At 69.5% G+C, this 26,852-nt stretch carries 25 protein-coding genes and 1 tRNA gene; 16 read left to right on the top strand and 10 right to left on the bottom strand.

The features are described 5' to 3' along the window. The first annotated feature begins 3 nt into the window (after window positions 1-3). Both IAI58_RS12870 and IAI58_RS12865 read left to right on the top strand, forming a co-directional pair. Entirely contained in the window at window positions 4-786 is a 783-nt protein-coding gene (locus IAI58_RS12870; RefSeq protein WP_207445404.1) for a thiazole synthase, read from the top strand. Next, window positions 786-1,394 carry a thiamine phosphate synthase gene (locus IAI58_RS12865; RefSeq protein WP_207445405.1) on the top strand — a complete coding sequence of 203 codons (609 nt, stop codon included), beginning with the start codon at window positions 786-788 and terminating at the stop codon, window positions 1,392-1,394. The genes IAI58_RS12870 and IAI58_RS12865 overlap by 1 nt, the downstream gene beginning before the upstream one ends. A gap of 22 nt (window positions 1,395-1,416) precedes the next feature. Here IAI58_RS12865 and rutA read toward each other — a convergent pair whose 3' ends face one another. The 5 genes from rutA to IAI58_RS12840 all read right to left on the bottom strand — a co-directional run bounded on the left by rutA (window position 1,417) and on the right by IAI58_RS12840 (window position 8,392). Further along, window positions 1,417-2,508, bottom strand: coding sequence for a pyrimidine utilization protein A (rutA, locus tag IAI58_RS12860; protein ID WP_207445406.1), 1,092 nt, complete (start codon window positions 2,506-2,508; stop codon window positions 1,417-1,419). Between the two features lie 58 nt (window positions 2,509-2,566). Further along, complete coding sequence (locus IAI58_RS12855) at window positions 2,567-5,710, bottom strand: error-prone DNA polymerase (protein ID WP_207445407.1); 3,144 nt, start codon at window positions 5,708-5,710, stop codon at window positions 2,567-2,569. Then, window positions 5,707-7,275: a Y-family DNA polymerase gene (locus tag IAI58_RS12850; RefSeq protein WP_207445408.1), complete on the bottom strand. Its 1,569-nt coding sequence runs from the start codon at window positions 7,273-7,275 to the stop codon at window positions 5,707-5,709. Before IAI58_RS12850 ends, IAI58_RS12855 begins: the two co-directional genes overlap by 4 nt. Further along, window positions 7,272-7,979 carry an ImuA family protein gene (locus tag IAI58_RS12845; protein ID WP_207445409.1) on the bottom strand — a complete coding sequence of 236 codons (708 nt, stop codon included), beginning with the start codon at window positions 7,977-7,979 and terminating at the stop codon, window positions 7,272-7,274. The genes IAI58_RS12850 and IAI58_RS12845 overlap by 4 nt, the downstream gene beginning before the upstream one ends. A 158-nt stretch (window positions 7,980-8,137) precedes the next feature. Next, complete coding sequence (locus IAI58_RS12840; RefSeq protein WP_207445410.1) at window positions 8,138-8,392, bottom strand: hypothetical protein; 255 nt, start codon at window positions 8,390-8,392, stop codon at window positions 8,138-8,140. Between the two features lie 317 nt (window positions 8,393-8,709). On the opposite strand from IAI58_RS12840, the gene IAI58_RS12835 reads away from it, so the two are divergent. The 3 genes from IAI58_RS12835 to IAI58_RS12825 are packed head-to-tail and all read left to right on the top strand — an operon-like array spanning window position 8,710 to window position 11,943. Beyond that, on the top strand, window positions 8,710-9,693 hold the full coding sequence (locus IAI58_RS12835; protein ID WP_207445411.1) for a Bug family tripartite tricarboxylate transporter substrate binding protein: 984 nt from the start codon (window positions 8,710-8,712) through the stop codon (window positions 9,691-9,693). A 12-nt stretch (window positions 9,694-9,705) separates the two neighbouring features. After that, window positions 9,706-10,863: an acyl-CoA dehydrogenase family protein gene (locus IAI58_RS12830; RefSeq protein WP_207445412.1), complete on the top strand. Its 1,158-nt coding sequence runs from the start codon at window positions 9,706-9,708 to the stop codon at window positions 10,861-10,863. Window positions 10,864-10,866: 3 nt separating this feature from the next. Further along, on the top strand, window positions 10,867-11,943 hold the full coding sequence (locus tag IAI58_RS12825; RefSeq protein WP_207445413.1) for an acyl-CoA dehydrogenase family protein: 1,077 nt from the start codon (window positions 10,867-10,869) through the stop codon (window positions 11,941-11,943). A gap of 4 nt (window positions 11,944-11,947) precedes the next feature. Here IAI58_RS12825 and IAI58_RS12820 read toward each other — a convergent pair whose 3' ends face one another. Further along, complete coding sequence (locus tag IAI58_RS12820) at window positions 11,948-12,853, bottom strand: LysR family transcriptional regulator (protein WP_207445414.1); 906 nt, start codon at window positions 12,851-12,853, stop codon at window positions 11,948-11,950. Between the two features lie 123 nt (window positions 12,854-12,976). Here IAI58_RS12820 and IAI58_RS12815 point away from each other — a divergent pair, with 123 nt between their 5' ends. Beyond that, a complete protein-coding gene (locus tag IAI58_RS12815) occupies window positions 12,977-14,140 on the top strand; it encodes a mandelate racemase/muconate lactonizing enzyme family protein (RefSeq protein WP_207445415.1) in 1,164 nt (387 codons plus the stop codon). A gap of 44 nt (window positions 14,141-14,184) precedes the next feature. Here the strand turns inward: IAI58_RS12815 and IAI58_RS12810 are convergent, their stop codons facing one another. Beyond that, a complete protein-coding gene (locus IAI58_RS12810; RefSeq protein WP_207445416.1) occupies window positions 14,185-14,949 on the bottom strand; it encodes a class II aldolase/adducin family protein in 765 nt (254 codons plus the stop codon). Window positions 14,950-15,009: 60 nt separating this feature from the next. Beyond that, window positions 15,010-16,008, bottom strand: a complete 999-nt coding sequence (locus tag IAI58_RS12805; protein WP_207445417.1) for a succinylglutamate desuccinylase/aspartoacylase family protein — start codon at window positions 16,006-16,008, stop codon at window positions 15,010-15,012. A gap of 57 nt (window positions 16,009-16,065) precedes the next feature. Between IAI58_RS12805 and IAI58_RS12800 the strand changes: the two genes are divergently transcribed. Genes IAI58_RS12800 through IAI58_RS12780 form a run of 5 tightly spaced genes read left to right on the top strand, consistent with a single transcriptional unit; the run spans window position 16,066 to window position 21,395 of the window. After that, window positions 16,066-17,637 (top strand): ABC transporter substrate-binding protein, encoded by a 1,572-nt coding sequence (locus IAI58_RS12800; protein ID WP_237182201.1) that lies wholly within the window; start codon window positions 16,066-16,068, stop codon window positions 17,635-17,637. A gap of 6 nt (window positions 17,638-17,643) precedes the next feature. Continuing rightward, complete coding sequence (locus IAI58_RS12795; protein WP_207445418.1) at window positions 17,644-18,594, top strand: ABC transporter permease; 951 nt, start codon at window positions 17,644-17,646, stop codon at window positions 18,592-18,594. Further along, window positions 18,581-19,435, top strand: a complete 855-nt coding sequence (locus IAI58_RS12790; protein ID WP_207445419.1) for an ABC transporter permease — start codon at window positions 18,581-18,583, stop codon at window positions 19,433-19,435. The genes IAI58_RS12795 and IAI58_RS12790 overlap by 14 nt, the downstream gene beginning before the upstream one ends. Continuing rightward, window positions 19,432-20,397 carry an ABC transporter ATP-binding protein gene (locus tag IAI58_RS12785; RefSeq protein ID WP_207445420.1) on the top strand — a complete coding sequence of 322 codons (966 nt, stop codon included), beginning with the start codon at window positions 19,432-19,434 and terminating at the stop codon, window positions 20,395-20,397. Before IAI58_RS12790 ends, IAI58_RS12785 begins: the two co-directional genes overlap by 4 nt. Then, window positions 20,394-21,395 (top strand): ABC transporter ATP-binding protein, encoded by a 1,002-nt coding sequence (locus tag IAI58_RS12780; RefSeq protein ID WP_237182851.1) that lies wholly within the window; start codon window positions 20,394-20,396, stop codon window positions 21,393-21,395. Before IAI58_RS12785 ends, IAI58_RS12780 begins: the two co-directional genes overlap by 4 nt. A 97-nt stretch (window positions 21,396-21,492) precedes the next feature. Here IAI58_RS12780 and IAI58_RS12775 read toward each other — a convergent pair. Then, window positions 21,493-21,583 (bottom strand) — tRNA-Ser (locus IAI58_RS12775). A 369-nt stretch (window positions 21,584-21,952) separates the two neighbouring features. Between IAI58_RS12775 and speD the strand changes: the two genes are divergently transcribed. Further along, a complete protein-coding gene (gene speD, locus IAI58_RS12770) occupies window positions 21,953-22,402 on the top strand; it encodes an adenosylmethionine decarboxylase (protein ID WP_207445422.1) in 450 nt (149 codons plus the stop codon). 82 nt (window positions 22,403-22,484) lie between these two features. Beyond that, a complete protein-coding gene (gene speE, locus IAI58_RS12765) occupies window positions 22,485-23,357 on the top strand; it encodes a polyamine aminopropyltransferase (RefSeq protein WP_207445423.1) in 873 nt (290 codons plus the stop codon). 33 nt (window positions 23,358-23,390) lie between these two features. Here speE and IAI58_RS12760 read toward each other — a convergent pair whose 3' ends face one another. Then, window positions 23,391-23,633 carry a hypothetical protein gene (locus IAI58_RS12760; RefSeq protein ID WP_207445424.1) on the bottom strand — a complete coding sequence of 81 codons (243 nt, stop codon included), beginning with the start codon at window positions 23,631-23,633 and terminating at the stop codon, window positions 23,391-23,393. 128 nt (window positions 23,634-23,761) lie between these two features. Here IAI58_RS12760 and IAI58_RS12755 point away from each other — a divergent pair, with 128 nt between their 5' ends. The 3 genes from IAI58_RS12755 (at window position 23,762) to recA (ending at window position 26,798) form a co-directional block, all read left to right on the top strand. Continuing rightward, window positions 23,762-23,980 carry a hypothetical protein gene (locus IAI58_RS12755; RefSeq protein WP_207445425.1) on the top strand — a complete coding sequence of 73 codons (219 nt, stop codon included), beginning with the start codon at window positions 23,762-23,764 and terminating at the stop codon, window positions 23,978-23,980. A gap of 92 nt (window positions 23,981-24,072) precedes the next feature. Continuing rightward, window positions 24,073-25,548 carry an ATP-binding protein gene (locus IAI58_RS12750; protein WP_237182850.1) on the top strand — a complete coding sequence of 492 codons (1,476 nt, stop codon included), beginning with the start codon at window positions 24,073-24,075 and terminating at the stop codon, window positions 25,546-25,548. A 203-nt stretch (window positions 25,549-25,751) separates the two neighbouring features. Next, on the top strand, window positions 25,752-26,798 hold the full coding sequence (gene recA, locus IAI58_RS12745; RefSeq protein WP_207445427.1) for a recombinase RecA: 1,047 nt from the start codon (window positions 25,752-25,754) through the stop codon (window positions 26,796-26,798). Window positions 26,799-26,852: the final 54 nt, after the last annotated feature.

Below are 26,852 nucleotides of genomic sequence, written 5' to 3'. Positions count from 1 at the left end.
CCGATGCGCGTCTATGGGGTCGAACTCTCCTCCCGCCTGCTGCTGGGCACGGCGCTCTATCCGTCCCCCGCCATCATGGCCGAGGCGATCCGCGCTTCCGAAGCCGCCGTCGTCACCGTCTCCCTGCGGCGGGAGGGCGGGCAGGACGAGGCAGGCGGCGGGGCCGGGCAGCGCTTCTGGGACCTGGTGCGCGGCCTCGGGCTGCGGGTGCTGCCGAATACGGCGGGCTGCCATTCCGTGAAGGAGGCTGTGCTGACGGCGCAGATGGCGCGCGAGGTCTTCGGCACTTCCTGGATCAAGCTGGAGGTGATCGGCAATGCCGATACGTTGCAACCCGATGTCTTCGGGCTGGTGGAGGCGGCGCGCATCCTCTCCGCCGACGGCTTCCAGGTCTTTCCCTACACGACCGAGGATCTGGTCGTCGCCGGCCGGCTGCTGGACGCGGGCTGCGAGGTGCTGATGCCCTGGGGCGCGCCCATCGGTTCCGGGCGGGGGCTCAACAATCCCTATGCCCTGCGCTCCATGCGCGCGCATTTCCCGGATGTGCCGCTGATCGTCGATGCGGGCATCGGGCTGCCCTCCCACGCGGCGGCTGCCATGGAACTGGGCTATGACGGCGTGCTGCTGAACACGGCGGTCGCCAGGGCGGGCGACCCCATCGCCATGGCCCGTGCTATGGCCCGCGCGGTGGAGGCCGGGCGGCTGGCCCATGAGGCCGACCCGATGGAGGCGCGCGACATGGCGGCACCCTCCACGCCCGTTATGGGCATGGCGGTCTTCTCGTGATGCCGCTGCCCTCCCGCTTCTACCCGGTGGTGCCCGACCTGGGCTGGGTGCGGCGCCTCGTGCCGGGCGCGAAGCTCATCCAGCTGCGCCTGAAGGACCTGCCGGAAGCCGAGATCCGCCGGCAGGCGGCGGAGGCGGCGGCGATCTGCCGGGCCCATGGCGCGCTGCTGGTGCTGAACGACTACTGGCGCATCGCCATCGATCTGCGCCTCGACGCCCTGCATCTCGGGCAGGAGGATCTGGCGGAGGCCGACCTGCCGGCCATCCGCGCCGCCGGGCTGCGCCTGGGCATCAGCACCCATTCCCATGAGGAACTGGAGACCGCGCTGGCCGCCGGGCCCGATTACGTGGCGCTCGGCCCCGTCTATCCCACGACGCTGAAGATCATGCCCTGGGCGCCCCAGGGGCTGGAGCGGATCGCCGAGTGGAAGCGGCGCATCGGCGCCCTTCCGCTGGTGGCCATCGGCGGCATCACGCTGGACCGCGCGCTGGGCTGCATCCAGGCCGGCGCGGATAGCGTGGCCGTCGTCTCCGACGTCACCGGCCATGCCGCGCCGGAGCAGCGGGCGCGGGACTGGATCGCCGCCCTCGACACCGCCGCCCGCTGAGGGCGGCGGGGCCGCTCCGGCCTCAGGCTATGGCTTCCGCCGGCTGGCGCAGATGCTGGCGGGAGCGCATCAGCGGCTGGATGCGCTCGCCGAAGGCATCGATGCCCGCGCGGAAGTCATCGAAGGTCAGCATCACGCCACCCAGCCCCGGCACCTCCGCCAATTCGTCCAGCATGCGCGCGACGGCGGCATAGGAGCCGATCAGCCGGCCGATATTCAGGTTGATGGCGCCTTCCGGCAGGGCATATTGCCGCACATTGGTATCATTGCCCGAGCGCGTGTCGGCGGAGGTCTGCTGCGCCATCCAGGCGATGGCCTCGTGGTCGGCTCCGGCCTTGTAGTGCTCCCACTTCGCCATCGCGGCCTCGTCCGTTTCATCGGCGATGATCATGAAGAGGGCGAGGGAGGCGACATCGCGCCCGGTCTTCGCCGCCGCCTGGAGCACCCGCTCCGTCATGGCGGTCACGGCCTTGGGCGTGTTCATCCCCTGGCCGATGCAGAAATTGTAGTCGGCGTATTTCGCCATGAATTCCAGCCCGGCCTGGCTCTGCCCGGCGCAGACCATCCGGATGCCCTGCCGCGGCAGCGGGCTGAGGCGGCAGTCGTCCATCTGGAAGAACTCGCCCTTGAAGTCGGACTGCCCCGTGGACCAGAGCTGCCGCAGGATCTCCGCATATTCGGAAAGATGCTCGTAGCGGCGCCTGAAATGCTCATCGCCGGGCCAGAGGCCCATCTGGGAATATTCCGGCCGCTGCCATCCCGTGATCAGGTTCACGCCGAAGCGTCCGGGGGCGATGGAATCGATGGTCACGGCCATGCGGGCCATGATGGCCGGCGGCAGCACGAGCGAAGGCGCGGTGGCGAAGAGCTTGATGCGCTCCGTCACGGCCGCCAGCCCTGCCATCAGGGTGAAGGATTCCAGGTTATGGTCCCAGAACTCCGTCTTGCCGCCGAAGCCCCGCAGCTTGATCATGGAGAGCAGGAGATCGAGCCCGTAATGCTCGGCCTTCTGCGCCACATACTTGTTCAGCTCGAAGCTCGGCTTGTATTGCGGGGCGTTGGTGGAGATCAGCCAGCCGTTATTGCCGATTGGGATGAAAACGCCGATTTCCATGCCACGGTGCTCCTGTCGGACGTGAAGGCCGATGATGGCTCCTGCAAGGATCGTTCCATCAGCGCCAGTCGCGGCTGCCCTGCCGCTGCACCGGGCGTTCCAGGCGGTGCAGCCCGTCCAGCAGGTCGGAGCGGTCGGCCAGCCGGCGCGCGATCAGGTGCAGAATGGGCACTTCCGCGTCATCCTGCCGCTCCAGCCGCCCTTCCACCAGCATCAGCCGGGCGCCCAGCACGGCAGCGCGGCAGGTCTCGGTCACGGCGGGGTAGAGCACCAGGTTCACCGTGCCGAATTCATCCTCCAGCGTGAAGAAGACCACGCCCTTGGCGCTGCCGGGCCTTTGCCGCACCAGCACCAGCCCGGCCAGCCGCACCCGCTGCCCCTGGCCCATGGCGGACAGGGCGCGGCTGTCGGCGCAGCCCAGCGCCGCCAGCCGTGGGCGCAGCAGGGCCAGCGGGTGGTCGCGCAGGGTCAGGCCGGTGGCGCCGAAATCCAGGATCGTTTCCTCCCCGGCCGTGGCGGCGGGCAGGCTGGGCCGCGCCTCGGCGGCGGCGAAGAGGGGCAGGGGCAGGGGCGGTGGCGGCGCGCGGTCCAGCCCGGCGGCGGCCCAGAGCGCCTGGCGCCGGTTCAGGCCCATGCCGCGAAAGGCATCGGCAGCGGCCAGGGCCTCGACCGCGCGGCGGTCCAGCCGCGCCCGGCGGATCAGGCCCGCGAAGTCCGGGCAGGGGCGGGCTTCCAGCAGCGCCCTGGCGGCCCCGGCATCCAGGCCGGAGACCAGCCGCAGGCCGAGGCGCAGCGCCAGCCGCCCTTTATCCTGCTCCAGCGTGCAGTCCCATTCGCTGGCCAGCACGTCGATGGGGTGGATGGGCACGCCATTCTCCGCAGCGTCCCGCACGATTTGCGCCGGGGCATAGAAGCCCATGGGCTGGCTGTTCAGCAGCGCGCAGGCGAAGACCGCCGGATGGTGCCGCTTGATCCAGGCAGAGGTATAGACGAGCTGCGCGAAGGAGGCCGCATGGCTTTCCGGAAAGCCGTAGCTGCCGAAGCCCTCGATCTGCCTGAAGCAGCGTTCGGCGAAGTCGCGTGAATAGCCGTTGCGCTCCATGCCCCGCAGAAAGGGTTCCTTGAAGGCCGGCACGTCGCCAGTGTGGCGGAAGGTGGCCATGGCGCGGCGCAGCGCATCGGCCTGGGAATTGCTGAAGCCGGCGCCGACGATGGCGATCTGCATCGCCTGTTCCTGGAACAGCGGCACGCCCAGGGTGCGCTTCAGCACGCTCTCCAGTTCTGGGCTTTCATAGGTGACGAGCGACGGGTCGTCCCGCCGCCGCAGATAGGGATGCACCATGTCGCCCTGGATCGGCCCCGGCCGCACGATGGCGACTTCGATGACCAGATCGTAGAACCGGCGCGGGCGCAGGCGCGGCAGCATGTTCATCTGCGCGCGGCTTTCCACCTGGAAGACGCCCAGGCTCTCCCCGCGCGAGAGCATGAGGTAGGTGGCCTCGTCATCCTGCGGAATGTCGCGCAGCCCATGGCGCGGCCCGCCATGCCGCGCGATCAGCGCCAGCCCGCGCCGCAGGCAGCTCAGCATGCCCAGGCCCAGCACATCGACCTTCAGCATCCGCAGCGCCTCGATATCGTCCTTGTCCCATTCCAGCGTGTGGCGGTCCTGCATCGCCGCCTTCGTCACTACCGCCAGCTCCGTCAGCGGGCCGCGCGTGATGACGAAGCCGCCAACATGCGTGGCCAGATGCCGTGGGAAACCTTGCAATTCCTCCGCCAGGTCCATCGCCATGCCCAGCCGCGCATCGCCCTCGGGGTCCAGCCCCTGTTCCCGCGCCAGGTCCCGCAGGCTGCCGTCACGGTTCCAGGTGCCCTGGGCCAGCCGCGCGGTGATATCCTCCGACAGCCCCATCGCCTTGCCCACCTCGCGGATGGCGCTGCGGCCGCGATAGCGGATCAGCGTGGCGCAGATGGCGGCGCGGTCGCGGCCATAGCGGTCGTAGATGTGCTGGATCACCTCCTCCCGCCGCTCATGCTCGAAATCGACATCGATATCCGGCGGCTCGTCGCGCGCCTCGCTGATGAAGCGCTCGAACAGCAGGTCATGCTTGTCCGGCGGCACGGCGGTGATGCCGAGCACATAGCAGATGGCCGAATTGGCCGCCGAGCCGCGCCCCTGGCAAAGGATCTCGCGGGACTGGGCGAAGCGCACGATCTCATGCACCGTCAGGAAATAGGGCGCGTAGCCCAGCTTCCCCACCAGCCGCAGCTCATGCGCGATCTGCCGTGCCACCTTCTCCGGCACGCCATCAGGCCAGTGCCGCGCGGCGGCGGCCTGCACGCGGTATTCCAAAGCCTCCTGCGCCGAAAGGCCAGGTTCCAGAATCTCTTCCGGATATTCGTAGCGCAGTTCCCGCAGGCTGAAGCGGCAGGCGGCGAGGATGTCGGTGCTGGCTTCCACCGCATCCTCCAGCCCGGCGAAGAGGCGGCGCATCTCGGCCTCGGGCTTCAGATGCGCCTCGGCATTCTGCGTGGCCTCCAGGCCCAGCGCGTCGATCGTGGTGCCCAGGCGGATGGCCGCCAGCACATCCGCCAGCCGCCGTCGCTCCGGCTGGTGGAAGCGCACCCCGCCCGCCGCCAGCAGGCGCGACCGCGCCGCCCCGGCCATCTCCGCCAGCCGCCGCAGCCGCAGCCGGTCATCGCCGCCGAAGCGATGTGCGGCGGCGCAGAACAGCGGCATGGCGAGGCCGCGTCGCATCGCCGCGGCATCCTGCCGCAGCCGCGAGGCGAAAGCCTCGTCCGGCACCTCCGGGGCGAGCAGCGCCATCACCTGCCCCTCGGCGGCGGCCAGCAGGGCCTCGCGGGCGATGCGTTCCTCGCCCTTTTCCGCCACCATCCGCGCTTCGGAGAGCAGGCGCGTCAGCCGGCCATAGGCGGCGCGGCCGGTGGGCCAGACGAGGTATTCCCGCCCATCCTCCAGCGCCACGCGGCAGCCGACCACGAAGGGCAGGCGGATATCCTTGTGTTCCGCCGCCACCATGGCGCGCACCACGCCCGCCAGGGAATTGCGGTCGGCGATGCCGATGGCCGCATGCCCCAGCAGCTTCGCCGTCAGCACCAGCTCATGCGGATGCGAGGCGCCTTCGAGGAAGGTGAAGTTGGACATCGCGCCCAGTTCGGCGAACCCATGGCCGCGCCTCATGCAAAGATGCCGTGCAGGAACCAGCGCGGCGAGGCTTCCGGCAGTCCCGCGCGGCAGACCCAGAGCCGCGTGCCGTCCATGCATTCCACGCGGTAATAGTCGCGCACCGGCCGGTCCGGACGGTCGCGCCACCATTCCGGCTCGAACCGCTCCGGTCCCTCGGCGGCGCGGATATCGATCCAGCCTCCGCGCCAGTGGATGCAGCGTGGCGGTGCATCCGGCAGCACGGCGATCACCTGGATCTGCTCCGGCTTCCGCAGCAGGCGCAGGGGACGGGGGCGGGCAGCCCAGCCTTCCGGTGTGGTGAAAGTGGCGAAGGGGTCCACTTTCATGACTGCGCGCTCCGGCCAGTGGCTGGCGCGTGGGGCCAGGCGCCAGACCGGCAGGCGCTGGCCCAGCCGGTCGATCAGCTGCGCCAGCGCGGCGGCATCGGCGGCGGGCACGGCGCCGGCTGACATCCCCGCCTGCAACGCCGCCAGCGGTTCCGTCGCCTCGGCCAGCAGTTCCAGCCGCTCGAAGCCTAAGCGGGGTTCCAGCGCGTCCAGCCTGCCTTCCAGCAGCTTCGCCAGATGCCCCGGGTCGCGGCTGGGCTGACCCAGGCCCAGCACGATCTCCTGCATCGTGGCGTCGCCACGATGGGCGCGCAGCACCAGCCGGCGCAGCCCGCGCCCGGCCTCCCGCAACCGGCGGCAGAGGCGCGGCAGCAGGCGCGACAGCACGGCGTCGATACCGGCGCGGGTGACCAAAGGTTCCAGCATCTCCCGCGAGAGATGGAAATCCGGCGGCGGGCGCAGGCTGGGGAAGGGGGCGGCGACCTGGCCTAGCATGCGGTCGAGCGCCAGGATCAGCGCCGGGCCGACGCGGCGGGCCAGTGGCGCGCGGGGCTGCGCCAGCAGGTCGCCCAGACATTCCAGCCCCAGCCGGCGCAGTGCCGCCAGCAGCGGTGCTTCCAGCCGCAGGGCGGCCAGGGGCAGCGGTGCCAGGGCCGCTTCCTCCTGCCCGGTGGCGGCGATGCTGCCGGGGGCGGCGCGTGCCAGGGCGGCAGCCAGCGGCGCGGTTCCGGCGATGCCCGCCTGCGCGGCATGGCCCAACTGCGCCAGCCCCGCCAGGGCACGGTCGCGCAGCGCCGCCTCGGAGCCGAAGACCCGCTCCATGCCCGTGATGTCCAGCAGCAGGCCCTGCGGCGGGTCCAACGCCACCAGCGGCGTGAAGCGCAGCGTCCAGAGGCCCAGTGTCTCCAGCCGCCGCGCCTCGGCGGCGGGGTCCTCCGGCCGAGGCTGCACGGCGGGGGCAATGGCGCGGGCATCGGCCAGATTCTGCCGGGGCGCGATGCCCAGCGCCGCGGCCCGCGCATCCACCGCCACCACCTGCCGGCGCGGCCCCTCGGCGCGCCAAACCAGCACGGGTCCATCGGCCGGCCCCGTGGCCTCGACCGGCAGCAGGGGCAGGTGCAGCGCCAGGAAGCGGCGTCCTTCCACTGGCCCCATGGCCACCTGGGGTAGCGGTGCCGGTGCCTCAGGTTCCGGCGGTGTCAGGCGCGGCGGGTGGCAAAAGCGGCGCCTCATCCGGCCCGCCGGCGGCCTGGCAGCGTGGCGGGGGGAGCCGCTTCCTCCAGCAGCCGGGCCTCTTCGCGCCAGCGCAGCGCCCAGTCGCCACCGGCGCCACCCCGGCTCCGCAGCAACTCCACCCGCCAATGCGGCTCGTCCTGCACCAGGGCGGGAAGCGGGGCGATCCGCCAGCGCGTCAGCGCCACGGTGGGGCCCGGGGCGGCGCTGTCCGACCGCAGCAGGATGCCCATCGCCCCACCGGCCTCCGCCGCCAGCATCAGCCGCCGCCCGGCGGTCAGGCCGATCCGGGGCGCGATCAGCAGCGCGGCCGAGACGGCGCGGCAGCGCAGCGCCTCCTCCATGGCCCAGAGGGCCTCGGCCTGCCGTGCCGCGCGCACCAGCAGCAGGCGGCACGGGTCCAGCCCGAAGCGCAACAGCCCCGGCGGCCAGGCCTCGGGCTCCGGCGCGATCCAGAGCACGGTGCCGCCGCTGCGCGCCAGGGCTAGCGCCGCGAAGCCCAGCGCGGCACCGCCCACCCCATCCGCCGCCAGCACCTCATGCAGCGCGGCGCGCGCCAGCCCGCCCGCCGGCAGCGCCCCGTCCAGCGCGGCGCAGAGCGGCACCGCACCCGCCTGTCGGCCGACTTGTTCCAGTCCGCCGAGCTTGCGGCGCAGCTCAGCCAGCAGGGCCGAGCGGTCAGGGGAGGGGGGCGGGATATCCATAGTTCACTATTTGTTCTCACACTTGCCCGGCCTAGCACAAGCCTGATCCATCACTTGGCCATGCCGTACGCCGGAATGATCGTGGAAAAGGGCTGTGCCGGTCCTCCCCATGGGGAAAAGGGCCGGCACGGCACGCCTTTTTGCCGGGGTGCGGCGCCTCAGCGGCGGCGGGCAACCGCCATGAGGGCGCCGCCCAGCGCCGCGAATGCCAGGGACATGAAGGGGCGCTCCCGAATCGCTCCCGCCACGGCGCTGCCGGCGCGGCTGATGTTATCGAGGCCCTGATGCACATAGCCCTCGGCGCGTTCCGCGCCCGCATCGATACGGCCGGCGGCATCCTCAGCCAGGCGGTGGGCGGTTTCCTCAAAGCGGCTGTAACCGTCCTGCATGCTGCTCTGGGTCTCGGTCTCCATGTCAGATGACCTGATACCGGATGCGGGGGTGTCGGAGGCAGCGGCCCCGGATGCGGTGGTGCCGGATGAGGATGTTCCGGATGGGCCCGTCTCGGAATGACTCATGAACGAACTCCCTGGAAGCTGATACGTGGGAATGAACCTACGGAAAGAGGCGGAGTTGCGGTGGCATACGGATGCATGACGGCGGCAGCACAGCAGTTGTGCCATGGGTGGCATTGTCTGCCCCCCTGCCGATACGATAGCGGGCGAGAAGAGAACGCCGGTCTCGCAACCGGCGCCATTTCTGCGCCGCTCAGGCGTGGTGAGGGAGAGACATGGTGATGAATCGCCGGCAGGTTCTAACGGGTTTGGGCGTCGCGGCACTGGGCATGGCGGCGGCGGGCAAGGCGCGGGCGCAGGCATGGCCCAGCCGCCCCATCAAGCTGGTGATCCCCTTCGCCCCTGGCGGCGGCGCCGATACCACCGGCCGCATCGTGGCCGAGGCGCTGGGCAAGGAACTGGGCCAGACCATCGTGGTCGAGAACCGCGGCGGCGCCGGCGGCAATGTGGGCGCGGCCGCCGTGGCCAATGCGCCGGCCGATGGCTACACGCTGCTCTACGGCACGCCAGGGCCGCTCATCACCAATCCGATCCTGATGTCGGACATGCCCTATGACGCGCAGAAGGATTTCGCGCCGGTCAGCCTGCTAACGCGCGGCACCTATCTGCTGGCCGCCAATGCCAGCCTGCCGGTGAAAAACCTCGCCGACCTCATCAGGCTGGGCAAGGAAAAGCCGGGCAGCCTGACCTTCTCCTCCTCCGGCATCGGTGCCGGCAGCCATCTGGCGGGGGAGCTGCTGGCGGTGCAGGCCGGGCTGCAGTTGGTGCATGTGCCCTATCGCGGCAGCGGGCCTTCCATCCAGGACGTGGCGGCGGGCCGCGTCTCCTTCACCATCGACACGCCCGCGATCATGGTGCCGCTGATCGATGCCGGAAAGCTGCGTCCCATCGCCGTCAGCGCCGCGGCGCGGACGAAGGAGATGCCGGACATCCCGACGATCGGCGAGACGGTGCCGGGCTTCGATGTGACGGTCGTCAACTACGTCGTCGCCCGGGCAGGCACGCCGCAGCCGATCATCGACCGGCTGAATGCCGCCATCAATACGGTGCTGCGCAACCCGGAGGTGATGCGCCGCGTCGCCCAGGCCGGCGCCGGCGATGCGTCCGGCAGCACTCCGGAGGAACTGGGCCAGATCCTGAAGTCTGAATCCGACAAGTGGCGCGCGGTGATCCAGCGCGCGAATATCCGTATCGATTGAGGTGGCGCTGCCATGGATGACGAAGCCTTCCGCGCGGAAGTCCGCGAATTCTGCCTGACGCGCTGCCCGCCGGAGATCCGCGCGCTGATGGCGCGCGGCGGCAAGCTCGGCCGCAAGGAATGGAGCACCTGGCAGCGTATCCTCTTCGAGCGCGGCTGGGGCGCGCCGAACTGGCCGGTGGAATATGGCGGCACCGGCTGGACCATGCGCCAGCGCCATATCTTCGATGAGGTGCTGGCCGAGTGCGACTGCCCGCCGCAGTATCACCACGGGCTGCGCCACCTGGCCCCCGTGCTGATCGCCTACGGGTCGGAGGAGCAGAAGGCGAAATATCTGCCGGGCATCCTGGATGGCAGCGTCTGGTGGTGCCAGGGCTATTCGGAGCCCGATGCCGGCTCCGACCTCGCCTCCCTCAAGACCCGCGCGGTCCGGGACGGCGACGACTACATCGTGGATGGCACCAAGATCTGGACCAGCCACGCGCAGGAAGCGGACATGATGTATACGCTCGTCCGCACCTCGCAGGAGCCGAAGAAGCAGCAGGGCATCTCGCTGCTGCTCATCCCGCTGGACAGCCCGGGCATCAGCATCACGCCCATCCGCACCATCGACAACTGGCACCATGTCAACCAGGTCTTCCTGGACGGCGTGCGCGTGCCTGTCTCCGCCCGCGTGGGCGAGGAAGGGCAGGGCTGGGGCTACGGCAAGTTCCTGCTGCAGCATGAGCGCCTGGGCGTCGCCAATACCGAGCCGGTGGTGCGCCTGCTGGCCCGCACCCGCAAGCTGGTGGAGGAGATGCCGGCCACCGACCCGCGCCGGGCGGAGCTGCGTCAGCGCCTGCTGCGCGCCGAGGCCGAGGTGATGGCCATGCGCGACCTGGGCCGCCGCGCGCTGGAGGACATCATGCATGGCCGCCCGCTGGGCAATGTCTCCTCCGTCATGAAGCTCATCGGCTCCAACCTCATGCAGGCGCTGGAGGAAATCGCGCTGGACGCCACCGGGCGCCGGCTGGCCTTCGGCTTCCGCGATCTCGAGGCCGAGGGCGGCAAGAGCGCCCGGCCCGGCATCGAGTGGCTGCAGAATTTCCTCTACGGCCGTGCGCGCACCATCTATGGCGGCAGCAACGAGGTTCAGAAGAACCTGCTGGCCCGCACCCTGTTCGGGAACTGATCCATGCCCTTCACGGCCACCCCGCTGCTGCCGGGCGACCTGCTCGACTCCGCCCGCAAATTCGCCATCGCCGCCGATGCCCGCACCGCCGAACTGGCCGGGGTGCGGGAGCGTGACGCGCATGTCGCCCAGCTCTGGCAGCAGGCCACAGAGCTGGGCTGGCCCGCCATCGCCGTGCCCGAGGACCAGGGCGGCGTCGGCGGCGGCCTCGCCGATCTCGCCGCGCTGGTCGAAGGCGCGGCGGGCGCGGCGCTGCCCCTGCCGCTGATTCCAGCCTGCGCCGTCGCGCCGGCCCTGCTGGAAGCGGCGGGCGAGGCGGGCCATGAAAGCCTGACCGGCATCGCCGAGGGCAGTCTGCGCGTGGTGCCCGTGCTGTCGGAGGATGCCCCCGGCCTGCGCGCGGTGCGGGAGGGCGATTCCTGGCGCCTTTCCGGCCAGATCTCCGGTGCGCCGCGCCTGCCGGGCCTGACGCATCTGCTGGTGGCCTGCGCGGCCGAGAACGGCACCGCCCTGCTGCTGCTGCCCGCCGATGCGCCCGGCCTGATGCTGCGCCAGCATGAACGGCTGGATGGCCAGCCCAGCCTGGATGCCACCTGCGAGGGCGCGCCCGCCACGCTGCTGGCACAAGGCGAGGCCGTGGATGCCGCGCTGGCCCGCGCGCGCGATGCCGCCGCCTTCCTGATCTCCGTCGAGGCCGTGGCCGCCATGGGCGCGGCGCTGGAGCAGACCATCGGCTACCTGAACACGCGCGTGCAGTTCGCCCAGCCGCTCTCCGCCTTCCAGGCGCTGCGCCACCGCACCGTCGACCTCTACGTGCAGATGGAGACGGCGCGTGCCCTGGTGCGCCACCTGCTGGAGCAGGTCGAGGCCGGCACGCCCTGGTCGGGGCGGGAAGTCTCGCTGAGCAAGTTGCAGATCGGCCTCATCGCCCGCGCTTTCGCCAAGGAGGCCATCCATCTGCATGGCGGCATGGGCATGACGGAGGAGCTGGGCGCCGTGCGCCTGGCCAAGCGGCTGCTGCTCGTGGAGTTCGAATACGGCGACAGCGCCGCCCGCGCCGAGGCCCTGCTGGCCGCCTGAGCCGTCAGGCCGCCGGCCCTGGCGCCTGCGCCAGGGCGGCGGCCCAAAAGGCCTCGACACCAGCGGATTGCCGGTGTCGAGGCCGGAATAGCCGGATCTCGACCGGGATGGCCTGCCCGGCGCCGGCCTCCACCAGCCGGCCTTCCGCCAGATCCTCCGCCACCAGGCTGCGCGGCAGCCAGGCCAGCCCATGCCCCTGGCTGGCCATGGTCCGCAGCGCCGCCGCCAGCGGCGCGGTGAAGACCGGGTCGGCCGACCGTACCGCCGGCCAGGCAGCCGCCAGGATGCGCCCCAGCCCCGATGCCTCGCTATAGGCCAGCAGCCGCGTGGCGGTGGCGGCCCCGCCCGGCAGGGTCCAGCGTGCATTCCCCACCTCGTCCGGCGCGGAGACCGGCACCAGATCATCCCGCCCTACCGCAAGGCTGCGGAAAGCGCCGGAGGCCAGGGGCGTCTCCAGGGCCGGATGCATGTGGCAGAGCAGCAGGTCCACCTCGCCACCCAGCAGCAGCTTCTCGCAGGCCGCCATGCTGTCGGAGACGAGGTTGAGCGCGCCCATCGCCTCCAGCGGCGCCACGGCGCGCACCCAGCCGGGAAAGAAGGTGAAGGACAGCGCATGGGTGGCGGCGATGGACAGCGCCGCCTGCGCCCGCCCCGCCGCGCGCAGGGCGCCGCGCCGCGCCAGATGGATGTCGCGCACCAGCGCCTCGGCATGCGCCAGCAGGTATTCGCCTGCCGCGTTCAGCGCCACGCCCTGCGGCGCCCGCACCACCAGCGGCGTGCCGATCCAAGCCTCCAGCGCACGGATGCGCCGGCTAAAGGCGGGCTGCGTCACGTTCCGCGCCTCCGCCGCCCGCGAGAAGTTGCGGAACGCGGCTAGGGCCAGGAAGTCTTCCAGCCAGGTCAGCTCCATGGGCGATGCCGGATCGGCATGATGCGGGATGTTCTTGGCATTGGAGGAGACATCGCGCGCAGCCTATCAGCACATCATGCCGCGCGACAGCGGCCCGGAACCGCCCCTGTAAGGGAATGCCGAATGCGCATCACCGATGTCCGCGAGATCACCCAGCCGATCTCGTCGCCCATCCGCAACGCCTATATCGACTTCACCAAGATGACCGTCAGCCTGGTGGCGGTGGTGACGGATGTGGTGCGGGATGGCCGGCCGGTGGTGGGCTATGGCTTCAACTCCAATGGCCGCTACGGCCAGGGCGGGCTGATCCGCGAGCGCTTCCGCGACCGCATCCTGGAAGCCGACCCGCAGAGCCTGCTGGATCCGGCGCGGGACAATATCGACCCAGCCCGCGTCTGGGCGGCTATGATGAGGAACGAGAAGCCCGGCGGGCATGGGGAGCGCTCGGTCGCCGTGGGGACCATCGACATGGCGGTCTGGGATGCCGTGGCCAAGATCGAGCGGAAGCCGCTCTTCCGCCTGCTGGCCGAGCGGCACGGGCTGGAGGCCAATCCGCGAGTCTTCGTCTATGCCGCCGGCGGTTACTACTACCCGGGCAAGGACAACTCCGCGCTACGGGCGGAAATGCGAAGCTACCTCGACCGTGGCTACAACGTGGTGAAGATGAAGATCGGCGGTGCCGACATCGCCGAGGACCGGGCGCGGATCGAGGCGGTGCTGGCCGAGATCGGCGGCGATGCCCAGCTGGCCGTCGATGCGAATGGCCGCTTCGACCTGGAGACCGCCATCGCCTATGCCAAGATGCTGCGGGACTATCCGCTCTTCTGGTACGAGGAGGCCGGCGACCCGCTGGACTACGCCTTGCAGGCCTCGCTGGCGGAGTTCTACCCGGCTCCGATGGCGACCGGCGAGAACCTCTTCTCCCACCAGGATGCGCGTAACCTCCTGCGCTATGGCGGGATGCGGCCGGATAGGGATTGGCTGCAATTCGACTGCGCGCTCTCCTATGGGCTCGTCGAGTATCTCCGCACGCTGGACGTGCTGCGGCAGGCGGGCTGGTCGCCCTCACGCTGCATCCCGCATGGCGGGCACCAGATGTCGCTGAACATCGCCGCGGGTCTCGGCCTCGGCGGCAATGAGAGCTATCCCGACCTCTTCCAGCCCTATGGCGGCTTCCCCGACGGGGTGAGGGTGGAGCAGGGGCATATCACCATGCCCGAGCTGCCGGGCATCGGCTTCGAGGGCAAGTCCGACCTGATCCGCGTCATGCGAGATCTGGCTGCCTGAGCGACCGGCGGGGGGATGGGCCAGGGCCTGTCCCCCACCGGCTGTCATGTTGCGTAATCGGGTTCCTCGCGGTCCAGGACCCGGCGCCAGGCATTCAGGTGCAGCCGGGCATCGATCTTGTCGCCCCAGGCACCATGCCAATTACGACGCAGGCGGTCAGGCAGGGTATGCATCGGCAGGCCGGTGGACATGGCGGTCATCTGATACATCGCCGTACGCTCGGCGATGAAGCATTCGTCGAAGGCGTCGTGCACCGTCGGGCCCACCACGGTCACGCCATGCCCACGCATGACCATCACGGATTTGTTACACATCAGCCGCGCGATCCGGTCTCCTTCCTCGTTCTGATGCACCGGCTCGTCGCCTTCGTGGTCGTAGACCACGCGGTCGTTCAGCAGCAGGTTGTTGTGGTGGGAAAGATGCAGCTCCGCATCCCGCAACAGCGAAAGCGCCGTCAGCCAGCGTGGGTGGACATGCACCACGCATTTCGCTTCCGGGTTCTGCACATGGATACGGGCGTGGATATGGAAGGCGACCTTGCGTAACTCGCCACTTCCTTGCAGGACCTTGCCATCCAGATCGCAAACGATCAGGTCGCTGGCTTTCAGTTCCTGGAACAGATAGCCGCGCGGGTTGATCAGGAAGCGCGGCGGTCCGTCGCCCGGCAGCATCAGCGAATTATGGTTGCCGATCTGCTCGTTCCAGCCTTCCCGTGCGGCGACGCGGAACACCGCGGCCATATCACGGCGCAATTCCCATTCCTGCGCCTCGGCCTCGCTGTTGCTGAGGGCTTCGATCACGGCGGCCATCGCTACCTCCCGGGGTTGCCGGGCGCAGCATCGCATGGCCGCCTGCCTGACTTCCACAAGTCATGCGTCATGCGCGATGATCGCCACGGGGTCTCCCGCACGCACCCGGCCGGCGAAGCGCACGCACCACAGGAGGCCCGAGCTGCCGTAGGGGAGCGGGATGGCATCCCGTCCCGGCTCCTCCGTCAGGTGCAGCCGGCCGGCGAGGGCGCCCGCTTCCACAGTGGTGCCGAGAGGATCGGCGGCTTCCCAGATGCCGTCACGCGGTGCGAAGACATAATCCGAGAAATCCGGCACCGTCATGCGGCGGGAAGGGCCGTATGGCCCCGCCTCGGGCTGGCCGGGCAGCACGCCGGCATGGCGCAGCACGTTCAGTGCGCCGCGCCGGGTGATGGCGAGATTGTCAGGGTTCAGCCGCCCGCCGCCGCCAAGCTCGGAGGACAGCGCGACGATGCCGCGCCGTTCCGCGGCGGCCAGCAGGGTCGGGCCGGCATTCACCTCGCGCAGCACCATGGTGATGGGGGCGCCGAAGGCGTCGGCCATGTCCAGTGTTCGCCGCATCATCTCCGGGTCATCCAGCACATGTCCCACCGCGCAGGGCAGGATGTCCATGCCCGTCCCGCCGGAATGCAGGTCCATCTGGAAGTCGCAGAGCGGCAGCAGCACGCTGTCGACGAAATGCGCGAGAACCTGGGCGAAAGTGCCGAAAGGGTCGCCGGGAAAGCAGCGGTTGAAGTCGCGGCCGTCGATGGGCGACAGGCGCTTGCCGACGGCGCAGGCGGGATAATGCATTGCGGGCAGCAGGATGACGCGCCCTTGCACCTCCTCCACCCGCAGGCCGCGCGCAAGGTCCAGCAGCGCCACCTGGCCCTCATATTCGTCGCCGTGATTGCCGGCGGTCAGCAGCACGGTCGGGCCGCTGCCATTGGCGATGGACACGATCGGCACAAGCTCGGTGCCCCAGCCGCTGTCGTCGCGGGAGCGGGGAACCCGAAGGTGCCCGACCTGCCGGCCATTTCCGCCAAGATCCAACTCCGCCACGACCGGACTTGCCGCCATCGAGCCTCTCCCGAAAAGGATTGATTGATGCAAACTACAAACGAAGGCTAGCATCCCATGCAGAAGATGGGAGAGGGCTCGACCATGCTGACGCGACGGGATTTTGGCCTCGCTGCGGGTGGATTGGCGGTTCTTCCGGGCCTGGCGCGGCCCGCGCTGGCGCAACGCGCCGGCGGAGACATCGTGATGGCCCAGCAGGCCCAGCCGCCAACGCTGGACGCGCAGGTCACGACGGCACAGGCCGCGCGCAACATCTCTCTCCATCTCTATGAAACCCTCTATGCGCGCGACGAGGCTGGAAACCCCGTGCCGGACCTGGCCGAGGGCGTGGACATCTCCCCCGACGGGCTGGCCTATCGCTTCGCCTTGCGGGAAGCGCGCTTCCACAACGGCAAGCCGATGACCTCGGCCGATGTGAAGGCCAGCCTGCTGCGCTACGGCCGCGTCGGCGGCTCGGCCTTCATCATGCAGCCAGTCGATGCCATCGAGACGCCGGACGCCCGCACGGTGGTGGTGCGCATGAAGGCGCCTTCTCCGGGCTTCATTGCCGGCATTTCCTCCCCCCGCGCGCCCTGCGCCATCATGCCGGAGGATGAGGCGGGCAAGGAAGCCAACAAGAACGAGGCGATTGGCACCGGCCCCTACCGCTTCGTGGAATACCGGCCCGACAGCCATGTGCGGCTGGCGCGTTTCGGCGACTATGTGCAGAACCGTGCCTATCAGGGCATGGACGGCTTTGCCGGCCGCAAGGTCCCAAATGTCGAGAACATCACCATCCGCTTCGTCGCCGAGGGCGGCGCGCGCACCGCCGGGTTGCAGGCGGGCGAGATGCATATCCTGGAAGCCATCGCGGTGCCGGCGGCGGAGCGGCTGCGCTCCGATTCCTCGCTGAAGATGCATGAGATGATGCCCTGGTCCTTCCAGACCCTCATGTTCAACATGGCGCAGCCGCCGATGGACAATCCGGCCTTCCGCCGCGCCCTGCAGGCGGCTCTGGACCTGGAGGAGATCATGGCGATCTCCACCGACGGCCTCTACCGCATGACGCATGGATGGCAGCATCCCGGCACCACCCACTTCGCTGGGGATGTCGGCAAGGAGCTGTACAACATCAACAACAAGGACCGCGCGAAGGCCCTGCTGCGGGAAGTGAACTACAAGGGCGAGGAGATCATCCTCCTCGGTGACAGCAGCTTCAAGAACCACAACGATACCATTGTCACGGCGGCCGAGCAGTTGCGCGGCATCGGCATCAATGCGCGCGTGAACATCACGGACTGGCCGACCGCCTTCAGCCAGCGCACGCAGCGCAGCGGCTGGCATGTCTGGGCACTGATGCTGGGCATCGAGCCCTATGAGGGGCCCTACGGCGTCGTCGGCTTCTTCTCCGGCCATGCGCCGGTGCAGCATGTGCGGGACGAGGTGATCGAGGATTGCCAGCGCCGGCTGGCGACGGGGCTGAAGGAGGAAGAGCGCAAGCAGGCCGTGGCCGATTTCCAGAAGCGCATGTACGACGAGGCCATCGCCATCAAATGCGGCGATGTCGGCATCGTGCAGGCCACGCGGGCGCAGGTGCGCGACTACAAGCCCTATCGCATTCCCCGCATGTGGGGGGTGTCGCTCGGCTAGTCCGGCATGTGGAGGTATGCGGCAGGGCGGTTGCTGGCGGCCCTGCCGGTGCTGCTGATCGTCTCGCTGATGTCCTTCGCCATCGTCTGGATCGTGCCGGGCGACGTGGCCTCGGAAATGGCCGGCCCGACCGCGACCGCCGAGGAACTGGCGCAGCTGCGGGACCGGCTGGGCCTGAACAAGCCATGGCCGGAGCAGCTTCTTGGCTGGTACGGCGCGCTGGCGGTGGGGGATCTCGGCCAGAGCATCCTGCTGCGCCAGGGCGTCGGTGCCGCCATCCTGGAACGGCTGCCGGTGACGCTCTCCCTGACCTTCCTGGCCCTGGCCATCGCCCTGGTCCTCGGCACGGCGCTGGGGGTGCTGGCTGCCGTGCGGGCGGGGCAGGGGGCGGACAGGCTGGCCATGGGCGCGTCGCTGATCGGCTTCTCGCTGCCCGATTTCTGGCTGGGGCTGGTGCTGATGTATGTGCTGGCGGTGCAACTGGCCTGGCTGCCCACCGGCGGTTTCGTGCCCTTCAGCCAGGACCCGCTGGGCTGGCTGCGCTTCATGGTGCTGCCGGCTGGCACCCTGGCCCTGTCCCAGATGGGCCTCTTCGCCCGCATGACCCGCGCCGCCATGCTGGAAGTGCTGCGCCAGGACTATGTGCGGACGGCGCGCGCCAAGGGCATGCCGGGCTGGGTGGTCATCGGCAAGCACGCCTTTCGCAATGCACTGATCCCCGTGGTCACGGTGGCCGGCATCGCCTCCGGCGTGCTGCTGGGCGGCGCGGTGGTGATCGAGCAGGTCTTCAGCCTGCCTGGGGTGGGGCGGCTGATCATCGGCGCCATCCAGCGGCGGGACTATCCGGTGATCCAGGGCGGGCTGCTGCTGACCGCGACCATCTTCGTCCTCGTCAACCTGGCGGTGGACCTGCTCTACGCCTGGCTCGACCCAAGGATCCGCCATGGCCGTGGCTAGGCGGGTGCCGGGCACATGGTCCCGGCTGCTGGCGCATCCCTCCTTCCGCTGGGGCCTGCTGCTCTTCGGGCTGGTCGTGCTCTGCGGGCTGATGGCCTCCTGGGTCTCGCCCTATGACCCGCTGCGGAACAATTTCCGCGCCCGTCTGGTGGCGCCGGGGGAGGCGCATTGGCTGGGCACCGACCGCTTCGGGCGCGATATCCTCAGCCGCACGCTCCATGGCGCGCAGGTCTCGCTGCGCATCGGGCTGGCGGTGGCCGGCGTCACAGCCCTGGTCGGTGGCGCGGTAGGCGCGCTGGCGGGCTTCGCGCGGCGGCTGGACGGGCCGCTGATGCGCCTGATGGATGCGCTGATGGCCTTCCCGGCGGTGCTGCTGGCCATCGCCCTGGCGGCGGCGCTGGGGCCTTCCGAGATCAACGCCATCCTGGCGCTGAGCATCGCCTATGTGCCGCGCACCGCCCGCGTCATGCGCGCGGGCGTGATGGTGGTGCGGGAATTTCCCTTCGTGGAAGGCGCGCAGGCCATCGGCGCTTCCTCCACCCGCGTGCTGCTGCGGCATGTGCTGCCGAATGCGCTGGCGCCGCTGGTGGTGCAGCAGACCTATGTCTTCGCCCTCGCGGTGCTGGCGGAAGCGGTGCTCTCCTTCCTCGGTGTCGGCCCGCCGCCGCCGACGCCGACGCTGGGCGGCATCATCTCGGAAGGGCGCGACTATATCCAGGAAGCGCCCTGGATCTCGATCGTGCCGGGCATCGGCATCGCGCTGACGGTGCTGGGGCTGAACCTGATGGGGGATGGCCTGCGCGACGCCCTGGACCCCCGGCTGCGGGACGCCGTGCGATGACCACGCCGCTGCTCTCCGTGCGGGATCTCTCCGTCAGCTTCGGCCCGCTGCGGGTGCTGGAGGGCCTGTCCTTCGACCTGGCGCAGGGCGAGGTGATGGGCGTCGTCGGGGAAAGCGGCAGCGGTAAATCCATGACGGCGCTGGCCATCATGGGCCTGCTGCCGCGCGGCGGGCGCGTCGCCGCCGGGCGCGCGGTGCTGGAAGGGCAGGAGGTCACCGCGTTGCCGGAGCGCGACCTGCAGCGCCTGCGCGGCGCCCGCATGGCGATGATCTTCCAGGAGCCCATGACCAGCCTGAACCCGGTGCTGACGGTGGGGGAACAGGTGGCGGAGGTGCTGCGCCAGCATCGCGGCATGAACCGCCGCGCCGCCCATGCCGAGGCGATAAACCTGCTGCGGCTGGTCGAGATCCCGGCTGCCGAGCGGCGGGTGGATGACTATCCGCACCAGCTTTCCGGCGGCCAGCGTCAGCGCGCCATGATCGCGATCGCGCTGGCCTGCCGCCCCAGGCTGCTGATCGCGGATGAGCCGACCACGGCGCTGGATGCCACGGTTCAGGCGGGGATCCTCGATCTGCTGCGCGGATTGCAGCGGGAATTTGGGATGGCCGTGCTGCTGATCACCCATGACCTCGGCGTCGTCGCCGATTTCGCCGACCGGGTGGTGGTGATGTATGCCGGGCGGATCGCGGAAGCGGGGCCTTCAGCCGCCCTTTTCGCATCGCCACGGCATCCCTATACCCAGGCGCTTCTGGCTGCCATCCCGCGCCTCAGCGGGCCGATCGCCGACCTGCCTTCCATTCCCGGCGTGGTGCCCGGCCCCATGGACTTCCCGGCCGGATGCCGCTTCGCCCCACGCTGCCCCTATGCCCACCGGGAATGCACCCTGGCGCCGCCGCCCCTGGTGCCCCTGCCGGGTGGCGTCAAGGCCGCCTGCATCCTGCACCTGGAGGGTGCCCTGTGACGGAAGCGCCGCTGATCGAGGCGCGTGGCCTCCACAAGACCTTTCCCGGCGGCGTGCATGCCGTGGACGGCGTGGACCTTCAGCTTCGCGCCGGGGAGACGCTAGGGCTGGTGGGCGAATCCGGCTGCGGCAAATCGACCATGGCCCGCCTGCTGCTGCGGTTGATCGAGCCGGACGAAGGCGAGCTGCGCTTCCGGGGCGAGGATCTGCGCGCCGCCGGCGTGGCGCGCCTGCGCCAGTTGCGACGCGATATGGGGATCATTTTCCAGGACCCCTTTGGCAGCCTCAACCCGCGTATGACGGTATCCCAGCTGCTGGCGGAACCGCTGGTGGTGCATGGCATTGGCAACCGCGCCGCGCGGGCGGCACGCGTGGCGGAGCTGCTGACACTGGTCGGGCTGCTACCGGAGCACGCGGCACGCTACCCGCATGAGTTCAGCGGCGGGCAGAGGCAGCGGATCGCCATCGCGCGTGCCCTGGCCAGCGGGCCGGCGCTGCTGGTCTGCGACGAGCCGACCAGCGCGCTCGATGTTTCCATCCAGGCGCAGGTGCTGAACCTGCTCGGCGCCTTGCAACGCCAGCTGGGCCTGGGCGTGCTGTTCGTCAGCCACAACCTGGCGGCGGTGCGGCATCTCGCTCCTCGGGTGGCGGTGATGTACCTGGGCCGGGTGGTGGAGCAGGCGCCGCGGGAGGCGATCTTCTCCCATCCTCAGCATCCCTATACGCAGGCGCTGCTCTCGGCCGTGGTGGATCCCGGCATGCCGGCTCGGCGGAGGATCGTCCTGCGGGGGGATGTGCCCAGCCCCGCTGACCCGCCCAGCGGCTGCGGCTTCCGCACCCGCTGCCTGCGTGCGCAGCCGCGCTGCGCCGAGGAAAAGCCACCCCTGGCGGAACAGGGGCCATGGCACCATGCCGCCTGTCATTTCCCCGGCCCGATCACGGCCGTCGAACTGGAACGGGCAGGGGCTATGCAGCCAGGGCCCGGCGCGGGGGCGTGACCCTGCAAGCCCGGAGGCGACGGCAAAAGCCCACGCTCAGACGCCCGCGGAAACCGCCGCGCTGCCGTCTGATATCGCGCTGATCGTATTGGGGAAATGGCGGATGGGGTGGGATTCGAACCCACGATACCCTTTTGAGGTATACACACTTTCCAGGCGTGCGCCTTCGACCGCTCGGCCACCCATCCGGGGTAGGGCCGGGGGTATAGCAGGCCATTTCACCAGGGCAAGCGGCCCTGCGCCGGAAAATGTGCCCGAAACCCGGTTTGGCCCGCTTTTTTTCACCCTGCCCGATGCCGCAGCCACTTCCGCGGCCGCTCACGCCCCCAGGACCGGGGTTTTTTTCCGAATCGGACGGCCTTTGCGGGAGTCATTGCGGAGCCCCAGCAGGGTGGCGCGTCGAGATGCGCGCAAAACGCAGGGGGGACACGCGATTCTTTCGGCCTGAAAGTCCCGATTTTTCTTGAGGTATGGGGGGTATTGCCCCATATCCGGCCCCGTTGACCCGATCGATGTCCGATCAACCCGGTCATCTGCTGGTGGAAGGAGCCCGCAACATGGACTCTCTCGTCTCTCCGCTGGGGATGGTCTCGGAGCACCCGAGCGAAGCCCAGACTTTCGATGCCGCTGAGGCGAAGGACTACTTCGTCGAACGCGACGGTGTCCGCTTCGCGGGTACGCACCTGATCGTGGACCTGTGGGGTGCCACCAACCTGGATGACCCCGCGCATATCGATTCCGTGCTGCGTGAAGCCGCGATCGAGACCGGCGCCACCATCCTGCATGGCCACTTCCACCACTTCTCCCCGAATGGTGGCGTGAGCGGCGTGCTGGTGCTGGCCGAGAGCCATGTCTCGATCCACACTTGGCCCGAGCGTTCCTATGCCGCGCTGGACATCTTCGTCTGCGGCATCTGCAACCCGTATCTCGCGGTGCCCGTGCTGAAGAAGGGCTTCCTGCCCGAGCGCGTGCAGCTCGCCGAGCACAAGCGCGGCCTGATCGGCTAACAACAGAGTTTTACGTGACGTGATGGGGGGGCGGGGTCCATGACCCCGCCCTCTTTTCGTGCATCTGCAAAGGATCCACATCATGCCGACCGATTCCTGGGTGAATGAGACCCTCTACCCCGAATGGGGCCAGCGCTTCATGGTCAAGCGCGAGCTCGCCCGCGTGCAGAGCGACTTCCAGGACATCATGATCTTCGAGAGCTACACGCATGGCCGCGTGCTGATGCTCGACGGCGTCGTGCAGATCACCGAGGGCGACGAGTTCGTCTACCAGGAGATGCTGACGCATGTGCCGCTGCTGGCGCATGGCGATGCCAAGCGCGTGCTGATCATCGGCGCGGGTGACGGTGGCGTGCTGAAGCGCGTGCTGCAGCATAAGAATGTCGAGAAGGCCGTGATGGTCGAGATCGACGGCGAGGTGATCCGCCTGGCCAAGGAGTTCATGCCCTCCATCGCCGGCGACGCCTGGAACGACCCGCGCGCCGAGGTTCTGGTGGCCGACGGCATCGACTACGTCCGCAAGGCTGCTGACGGCAGCTTCGATGTTGTCATCGTCGACAGCACCGATCCGATCGGCGTGGGCGAGGTGCTCTTCACCGACGAGTTCTACGCCAATGTCGCGCGCCTGCTCTCGGAGAAGGGCGTGCTCGTGAACCAGGGCGGCGTGCCGGCCATGCAGGCCGACGAGTTGCAGGACACCTCCCTGCGCCGCGCCAAGTCCTTCAGCGACAATTTCGCCTATGTCGTGGCGGTGCCGACCTATGTTGGCGGCTTCATGACGCTGGGCTGGTCGGCCAAGGATGTATCCCTGCGTCAGGTGGATACCGCCACCATCCGCGCCCGTGCCGAGGCCGCGGGCATCCTGGGCCAGACCCAATACTGGACGCCGGAGATCCACACCGGCTCCTTCAACCTGCCGCCCTATATCGCCAAGCACCTGCCGGCGAAGGGCTGAAGCCTGCGGGAGGGCGGTGCCACGGCGCCGCCCTCATCGCCGCAGCGCGGCGGAGAGCCGTTCCAGCCGCGCCAGCAGCCCGGCCATGGCCGGGCGCAGCGCCTGCCCTTCGGCGGTTGGCAGCATCAGGGCGGCGCCGCAGAGGCGCGTCATCTCCTCCTCCAGTCCGCCCAGGTCCAGGGTGCGGCCGGAATCGGCCAGGGCGATGGCCACAGCCAGGGTGGAATCCATCCGGTCGATGCTGGCGAGGACGGCCTGTCGCGGCGCTGCTGTCATGGCTCCGCAGATTAGCCACCCGCCACTTACCGAAATCCTACCGCGCCAGTGCCGCTTGACCCTTCCTTCACCTCCACCGGCCAGAATGCCTGGGACGGCGAAGCGCGGCAGGGAGGCTGGCGATGAGGATGGAACAGGCGCTGCGGCTGGCGGCGAGCCGAGCGCCGCAGCCCGAGGATATGTTGTCCCTGGCTGGACGGTTGGCCGGTTGCGGCGGCACGTGGTCACCGCCGCCCGGCCCAGCCGCGCCGCGCGCATCCGGCGGGGACGGCCCGGCTGCGGAAAACAGGCGCATCCTCCGCGCCTGCCACGGCCTGCTTGCCAGAACGATCGCGATGCTGGAATGAATCGGCTGGTTATCACGAAATCGTGAGTTATGCTGCTGTCCATGAAGCGGTGGCATGTCCTCTGGTGGCGATTCCGGCGCGCCGGAAATTCCGTGGCCCTGGCGATGCTGGATGGGCTGCCGGAGGCAGCGGCACTGCTGGATGTCTCTGGCCATGTGGTAGCCGCGAATCCAGTCCTGCGGGCGGCACTGGGCCCCGCCCAGCCGATACGCCGGGGATGGCCGGGGGAGCGGCTTTTCGCGGCCTCCGCCCGCGCGGATTTCGCCGGCTGGCTGGCACGGGGGGGCGGCCAGTTGCGGGAACTGCGCCTCGCCGCGCCACAGGGCATGCCGGAACCGCTTGTGGCCGCGCGCCGCATTCCGTTGCCATCAGGCGATTCGCTGCTGCTGCTGCACGACCTCGTGCCCCGACAGGCCGCGGCCGAGGCCGACCGCCTGCAGACCCTGGGTGCCCTGGCCGGCGGCATCGCGCATGACTTCAACAACCTGCTGACGGTGGTGCTGGGCGCCAGCGAGGATGCGCTGCGCCTCACCGGTCCGGCGCCGGACCCGTCCCTGGCCGCCGAGCTGGCGCAGATCCGCCAGGCCGCCGGGCGAGGGGCACTGCTGGTGAAGCAATTGCTGGCCTATGCCCAGCAGCAGGTGCTGGCACCCCGGCTGGTGCCGCTGAACGAGGTGGTGGAGGGAATCGCCGCCCTGCTGCGAACCACCGGCCAGCGCCAGGGCATCACGCTGGAACTGGTATTGGATGAGCCGGGACGGCTGGTGCGGATCGACCCCTCGCAGCTGGACCGGGTCGTGATGAACCTCGCCATGAATGCCCGGCAGGCCATGCCGGATGGCGGGCGGCTGCGGCTTTCCACCGGGCGGGCGGTGTTGCTTTCGCCACAGGCAGGGGTGCCGGACACGGTGCCGCCGGGGCGGTGGACGGTGCTGGAAGTGGCGGATACGGGCCAGGGCATCGCGCCGGAGGCTCTGCCGCGCATTTTCGAGCCCTTCTTCACCACCCGCATGGACCAGGGTGGCACCGGGCTGGGGCTGGCCACCGTGCATGGCATCGTGCGGCAGTCCGGTGGCTTCCTGGTGGTGGAGAGCCAACCCGGCCAGGGTAGCTGCTTCCGTATCCTCCTGCCGCGCGTGGAGGAGGCCGAACCATCCGCGCCGCCTGCTGAGCTGGAAGCGCCGCCCCCGCCGACGTCACGCCCTGCCGGGCCGGTGCTGCTGGTAGAGGATGAGGCGCCGCTGCGCCGCCTGGCCGAACGCGCCCTGAGCCGTGCCGGGCACGAGGTCGTGGTGGCCGAGGATGCCGAGCAGGCGCTGGCCCTGGCGGAGGAAGGCCTGGCGCCGAGCTTGCTGGTTTCGGATGTAGCCATGCCCGGCATGGATGGGGTGGCGCTGGCACGTGCGTTGCGGCGGCGATGGCCGGGGCTGCCCGTGCTGCTGGTCAGTGGCTATGCCAATACGGTTGTTGAGGCCGAGCTGGAGCAGGAAGGTTTCTGCTTCCTCTCCAAGCCCTATGGTCCGGCCGAGCTGGTGGCCGCCGTGGGGCTGCAATTCGTACCAGCCTGAGAGCAGGAAACGCTTGCGAAAGGCGTCAAAAGTGAACATATAGCGAACACGCGCGAGGGGTGCGGTGGGCGCTTGTAGAGAGCGAAAACCACGTCATCATTGATCGCGATTTCGTGAACACGCAGGTGGTGCTTGTTGCCGCTGCCTGGGCGGGTTCATACCACGGTTCACCATCACGGCCTCTGCCAGAAGGGCTTGCTACCATGGACAAGAACAAGGCGCTGGACGCCGCGCTCAGCCAGATCGAACGGGCCTTCGGCAAGGGCTCCATCATGCGGATGGGTGCCAAGCATGGCACCGACGAAGTGGAGGTGATCCCGACCGGCTCGCTGGGCCTGGATCTGGCGCTGGGCATCGGTGGCCTGCCGAAGGGCCGCATCGTCGAGATCTACGGGCCGGAATCCTCGGGCAAGACGACGCTGGCGCTGCATGCCATCGCCGAGGCGCAGAAGCGCGGCGGCACCTGCGCCTTCATCGACGCCGAGCATGCGCTGGACCCCGGCTATGCCCGCAAGCTGGGCGTGGACGTGGACAACCTGCTGATCAGCCAGCCTGATGCTGGCGAGCAGGCGCTGGAGATCGCGGATACGCTGGTGCGCTCCGGCGCCGTGGACGTGCTGGTGGTCGATTCCGTCGCCGCCCTGGTGCCGCGCGCCGAGCTGGAAGGCGAGATGGGCGACAGCCATGTCGGCCTGCATGCGCGCCTGATGTCGCAGGCGCTGCGCAAGCTGACGGGCACTGTCTCCCGCTCCAACTGCCTTCTGATCTTCCTGAACCAGATCCGCCTGAAGATCGGCGTGATGTTCGGCAATCCGGAGACGACGACGGGCGGCAATGCGCTGAAGTTCTACGCCTCCGTGCGCCTGGAGATCCGCCGCATCGGCCAGATCAAGGACCGTGAGAACGTGGTGGGCAACCAGACCCGCGTGAAGGTGGTGAAGAACAAGATGGCGCCGCCGTTCCGGCAGGTAGAGTTCGACATCATGTATGGCGAGGGCGTCTCCAAGGTCGGTGAGTTGATCGACCTGGGCGTGAAGGCCGGCGTGGTGGAGAAGTCCGGCGCCTGGTTCAGCTGCGACAACCAGCGCATCGGCCAGGGGCGGGAGAACGCCAAGCAGTTCCTGCGCGACAACCCCACCATGGCGGACAGCATCGAGCAGCGCATCCGTGCCCAGGCCGGCCTGGTGGCCGAGGCCATGATGACCAGCCCGGATGCCGAGGATACCGCGGACGCCGCCGCGGCCGAGTAACGGCGCTGGCGCCGATATGGAAAGGGGGGCAGCGATGCCCCCCTTTTTTCATGC

Source organism: Roseomonas marmotae (assembly GCF_017654485.1).
In the GTDB taxonomy this organism is placed as follows: Bacteria; Pseudomonadota; Alphaproteobacteria; order Acetobacterales; family Acetobacteraceae; genus Pseudoroseomonas; species Pseudoroseomonas marmotae.
The sequence above is the reverse complement of the archived record's forward strand: the minus strand, read 5'-3'. Positions and strand labels throughout refer to the sequence as shown.

Bases quoted from the DNA above. Each gene is read 5' to 3' on its own strand.
- IAI58_RS12870 (WP_207445404.1), top strand. From the start codon at position 4: ATGCGCGTCTATGGGGTCGAACTCTCCTCCCGCCTGCTGCTGGGCACG.
- IAI58_RS12865 (WP_207445405.1), top strand. From the start codon at position 786: ATGCCGCTGCCCTCCCGCTTCTACCCGGTGGTGCCCGACCTGGGCTGG.
- rutA (WP_207445406.1), bottom strand. From the start codon at position 2,508: ATGGAAATCGGCGTTTTCATCCCAATCGGCAATAACGGCTGGCTGATC.
- IAI58_RS12855 (WP_207445407.1), bottom strand. From the start codon at position 5,710: ATGAGGCGCGGCCATGGGTTCGCCGAACTGGGCGCGATGTCCAACTTC.
- IAI58_RS12850 (WP_207445408.1), bottom strand. From the start codon at position 7,275: ATGAGGCGCCGCTTTTGCCACCCGCCGCGCCTGACACCGCCGGAACCT.
- IAI58_RS12845 (WP_207445409.1), bottom strand. From the start codon at position 7,979: ATGGATATCCCGCCCCCCTCCCCTGACCGCTCGGCCCTGCTGGCTGAG.
- IAI58_RS12840 (WP_207445410.1), bottom strand. From the start codon at position 8,392: ATGGAGACCGAGACCCAGAGCAGCATGCAGGACGGTTACAGCCGCTTT.
- IAI58_RS12835 (WP_207445411.1), top strand. From the start codon at position 8,710: ATGGTGATGAATCGCCGGCAGGTTCTAACGGGTTTGGGCGTCGCGGCA.
- IAI58_RS12830 (WP_207445412.1), top strand. From the start codon at position 9,706: ATGGATGACGAAGCCTTCCGCGCGGAAGTCCGCGAATTCTGCCTGACG.
- IAI58_RS12825 (WP_207445413.1), top strand. From the start codon at position 10,867: ATGCCCTTCACGGCCACCCCGCTGCTGCCGGGCGACCTGCTCGACTCC.
- IAI58_RS12820 (WP_207445414.1), bottom strand. From the start codon at position 12,853: ATGGAGCTGACCTGGCTGGAAGACTTCCTGGCCCTAGCCGCGTTCCGC.
- IAI58_RS12815 (WP_207445415.1), top strand. From the start codon at position 12,977: ATGCGCATCACCGATGTCCGCGAGATCACCCAGCCGATCTCGTCGCCC.
- IAI58_RS12810 (WP_207445416.1), bottom strand. From the start codon at position 14,949: ATGGCCGCCGTGATCGAAGCCCTCAGCAACAGCGAGGCCGAGGCGCAG.
- IAI58_RS12805 (WP_207445417.1), bottom strand. From the start codon at position 16,008: ATGGCGGCAAGTCCGGTCGTGGCGGAGTTGGATCTTGGCGGAAATGGC.
- IAI58_RS12800 (WP_237182201.1), top strand. From the start codon at position 16,066: ATGCAGAAGATGGGAGAGGGCTCGACCATGCTGACGCGACGGGATTTT.
- IAI58_RS12795 (WP_207445418.1), top strand. From the start codon at position 17,644: ATGTGGAGGTATGCGGCAGGGCGGTTGCTGGCGGCCCTGCCGGTGCTG.
- IAI58_RS12790 (WP_207445419.1), top strand. From the start codon at position 18,581: ATGGCCGTGGCTAGGCGGGTGCCGGGCACATGGTCCCGGCTGCTGGCG.
- IAI58_RS12785 (WP_207445420.1), top strand. From the start codon at position 19,432: ATGACCACGCCGCTGCTCTCCGTGCGGGATCTCTCCGTCAGCTTCGGC.
- speD (WP_207445422.1), top strand. From the start codon at position 21,953: ATGGACTCTCTCGTCTCTCCGCTGGGGATGGTCTCGGAGCACCCGAGC.
- speE (WP_207445423.1), top strand. From the start codon at position 22,485: ATGCCGACCGATTCCTGGGTGAATGAGACCCTCTACCCCGAATGGGGC.
- IAI58_RS12760 (WP_207445424.1), bottom strand. From the start codon at position 23,633: ATGACAGCAGCGCCGCGACAGGCCGTCCTCGCCAGCATCGACCGGATG.
- IAI58_RS12755 (WP_207445425.1), top strand. From the start codon at position 23,762: ATGGAACAGGCGCTGCGGCTGGCGGCGAGCCGAGCGCCGCAGCCCGAG.
- recA (WP_207445427.1), top strand. From the start codon at position 25,752: ATGGACAAGAACAAGGCGCTGGACGCCGCGCTCAGCCAGATCGAACGG.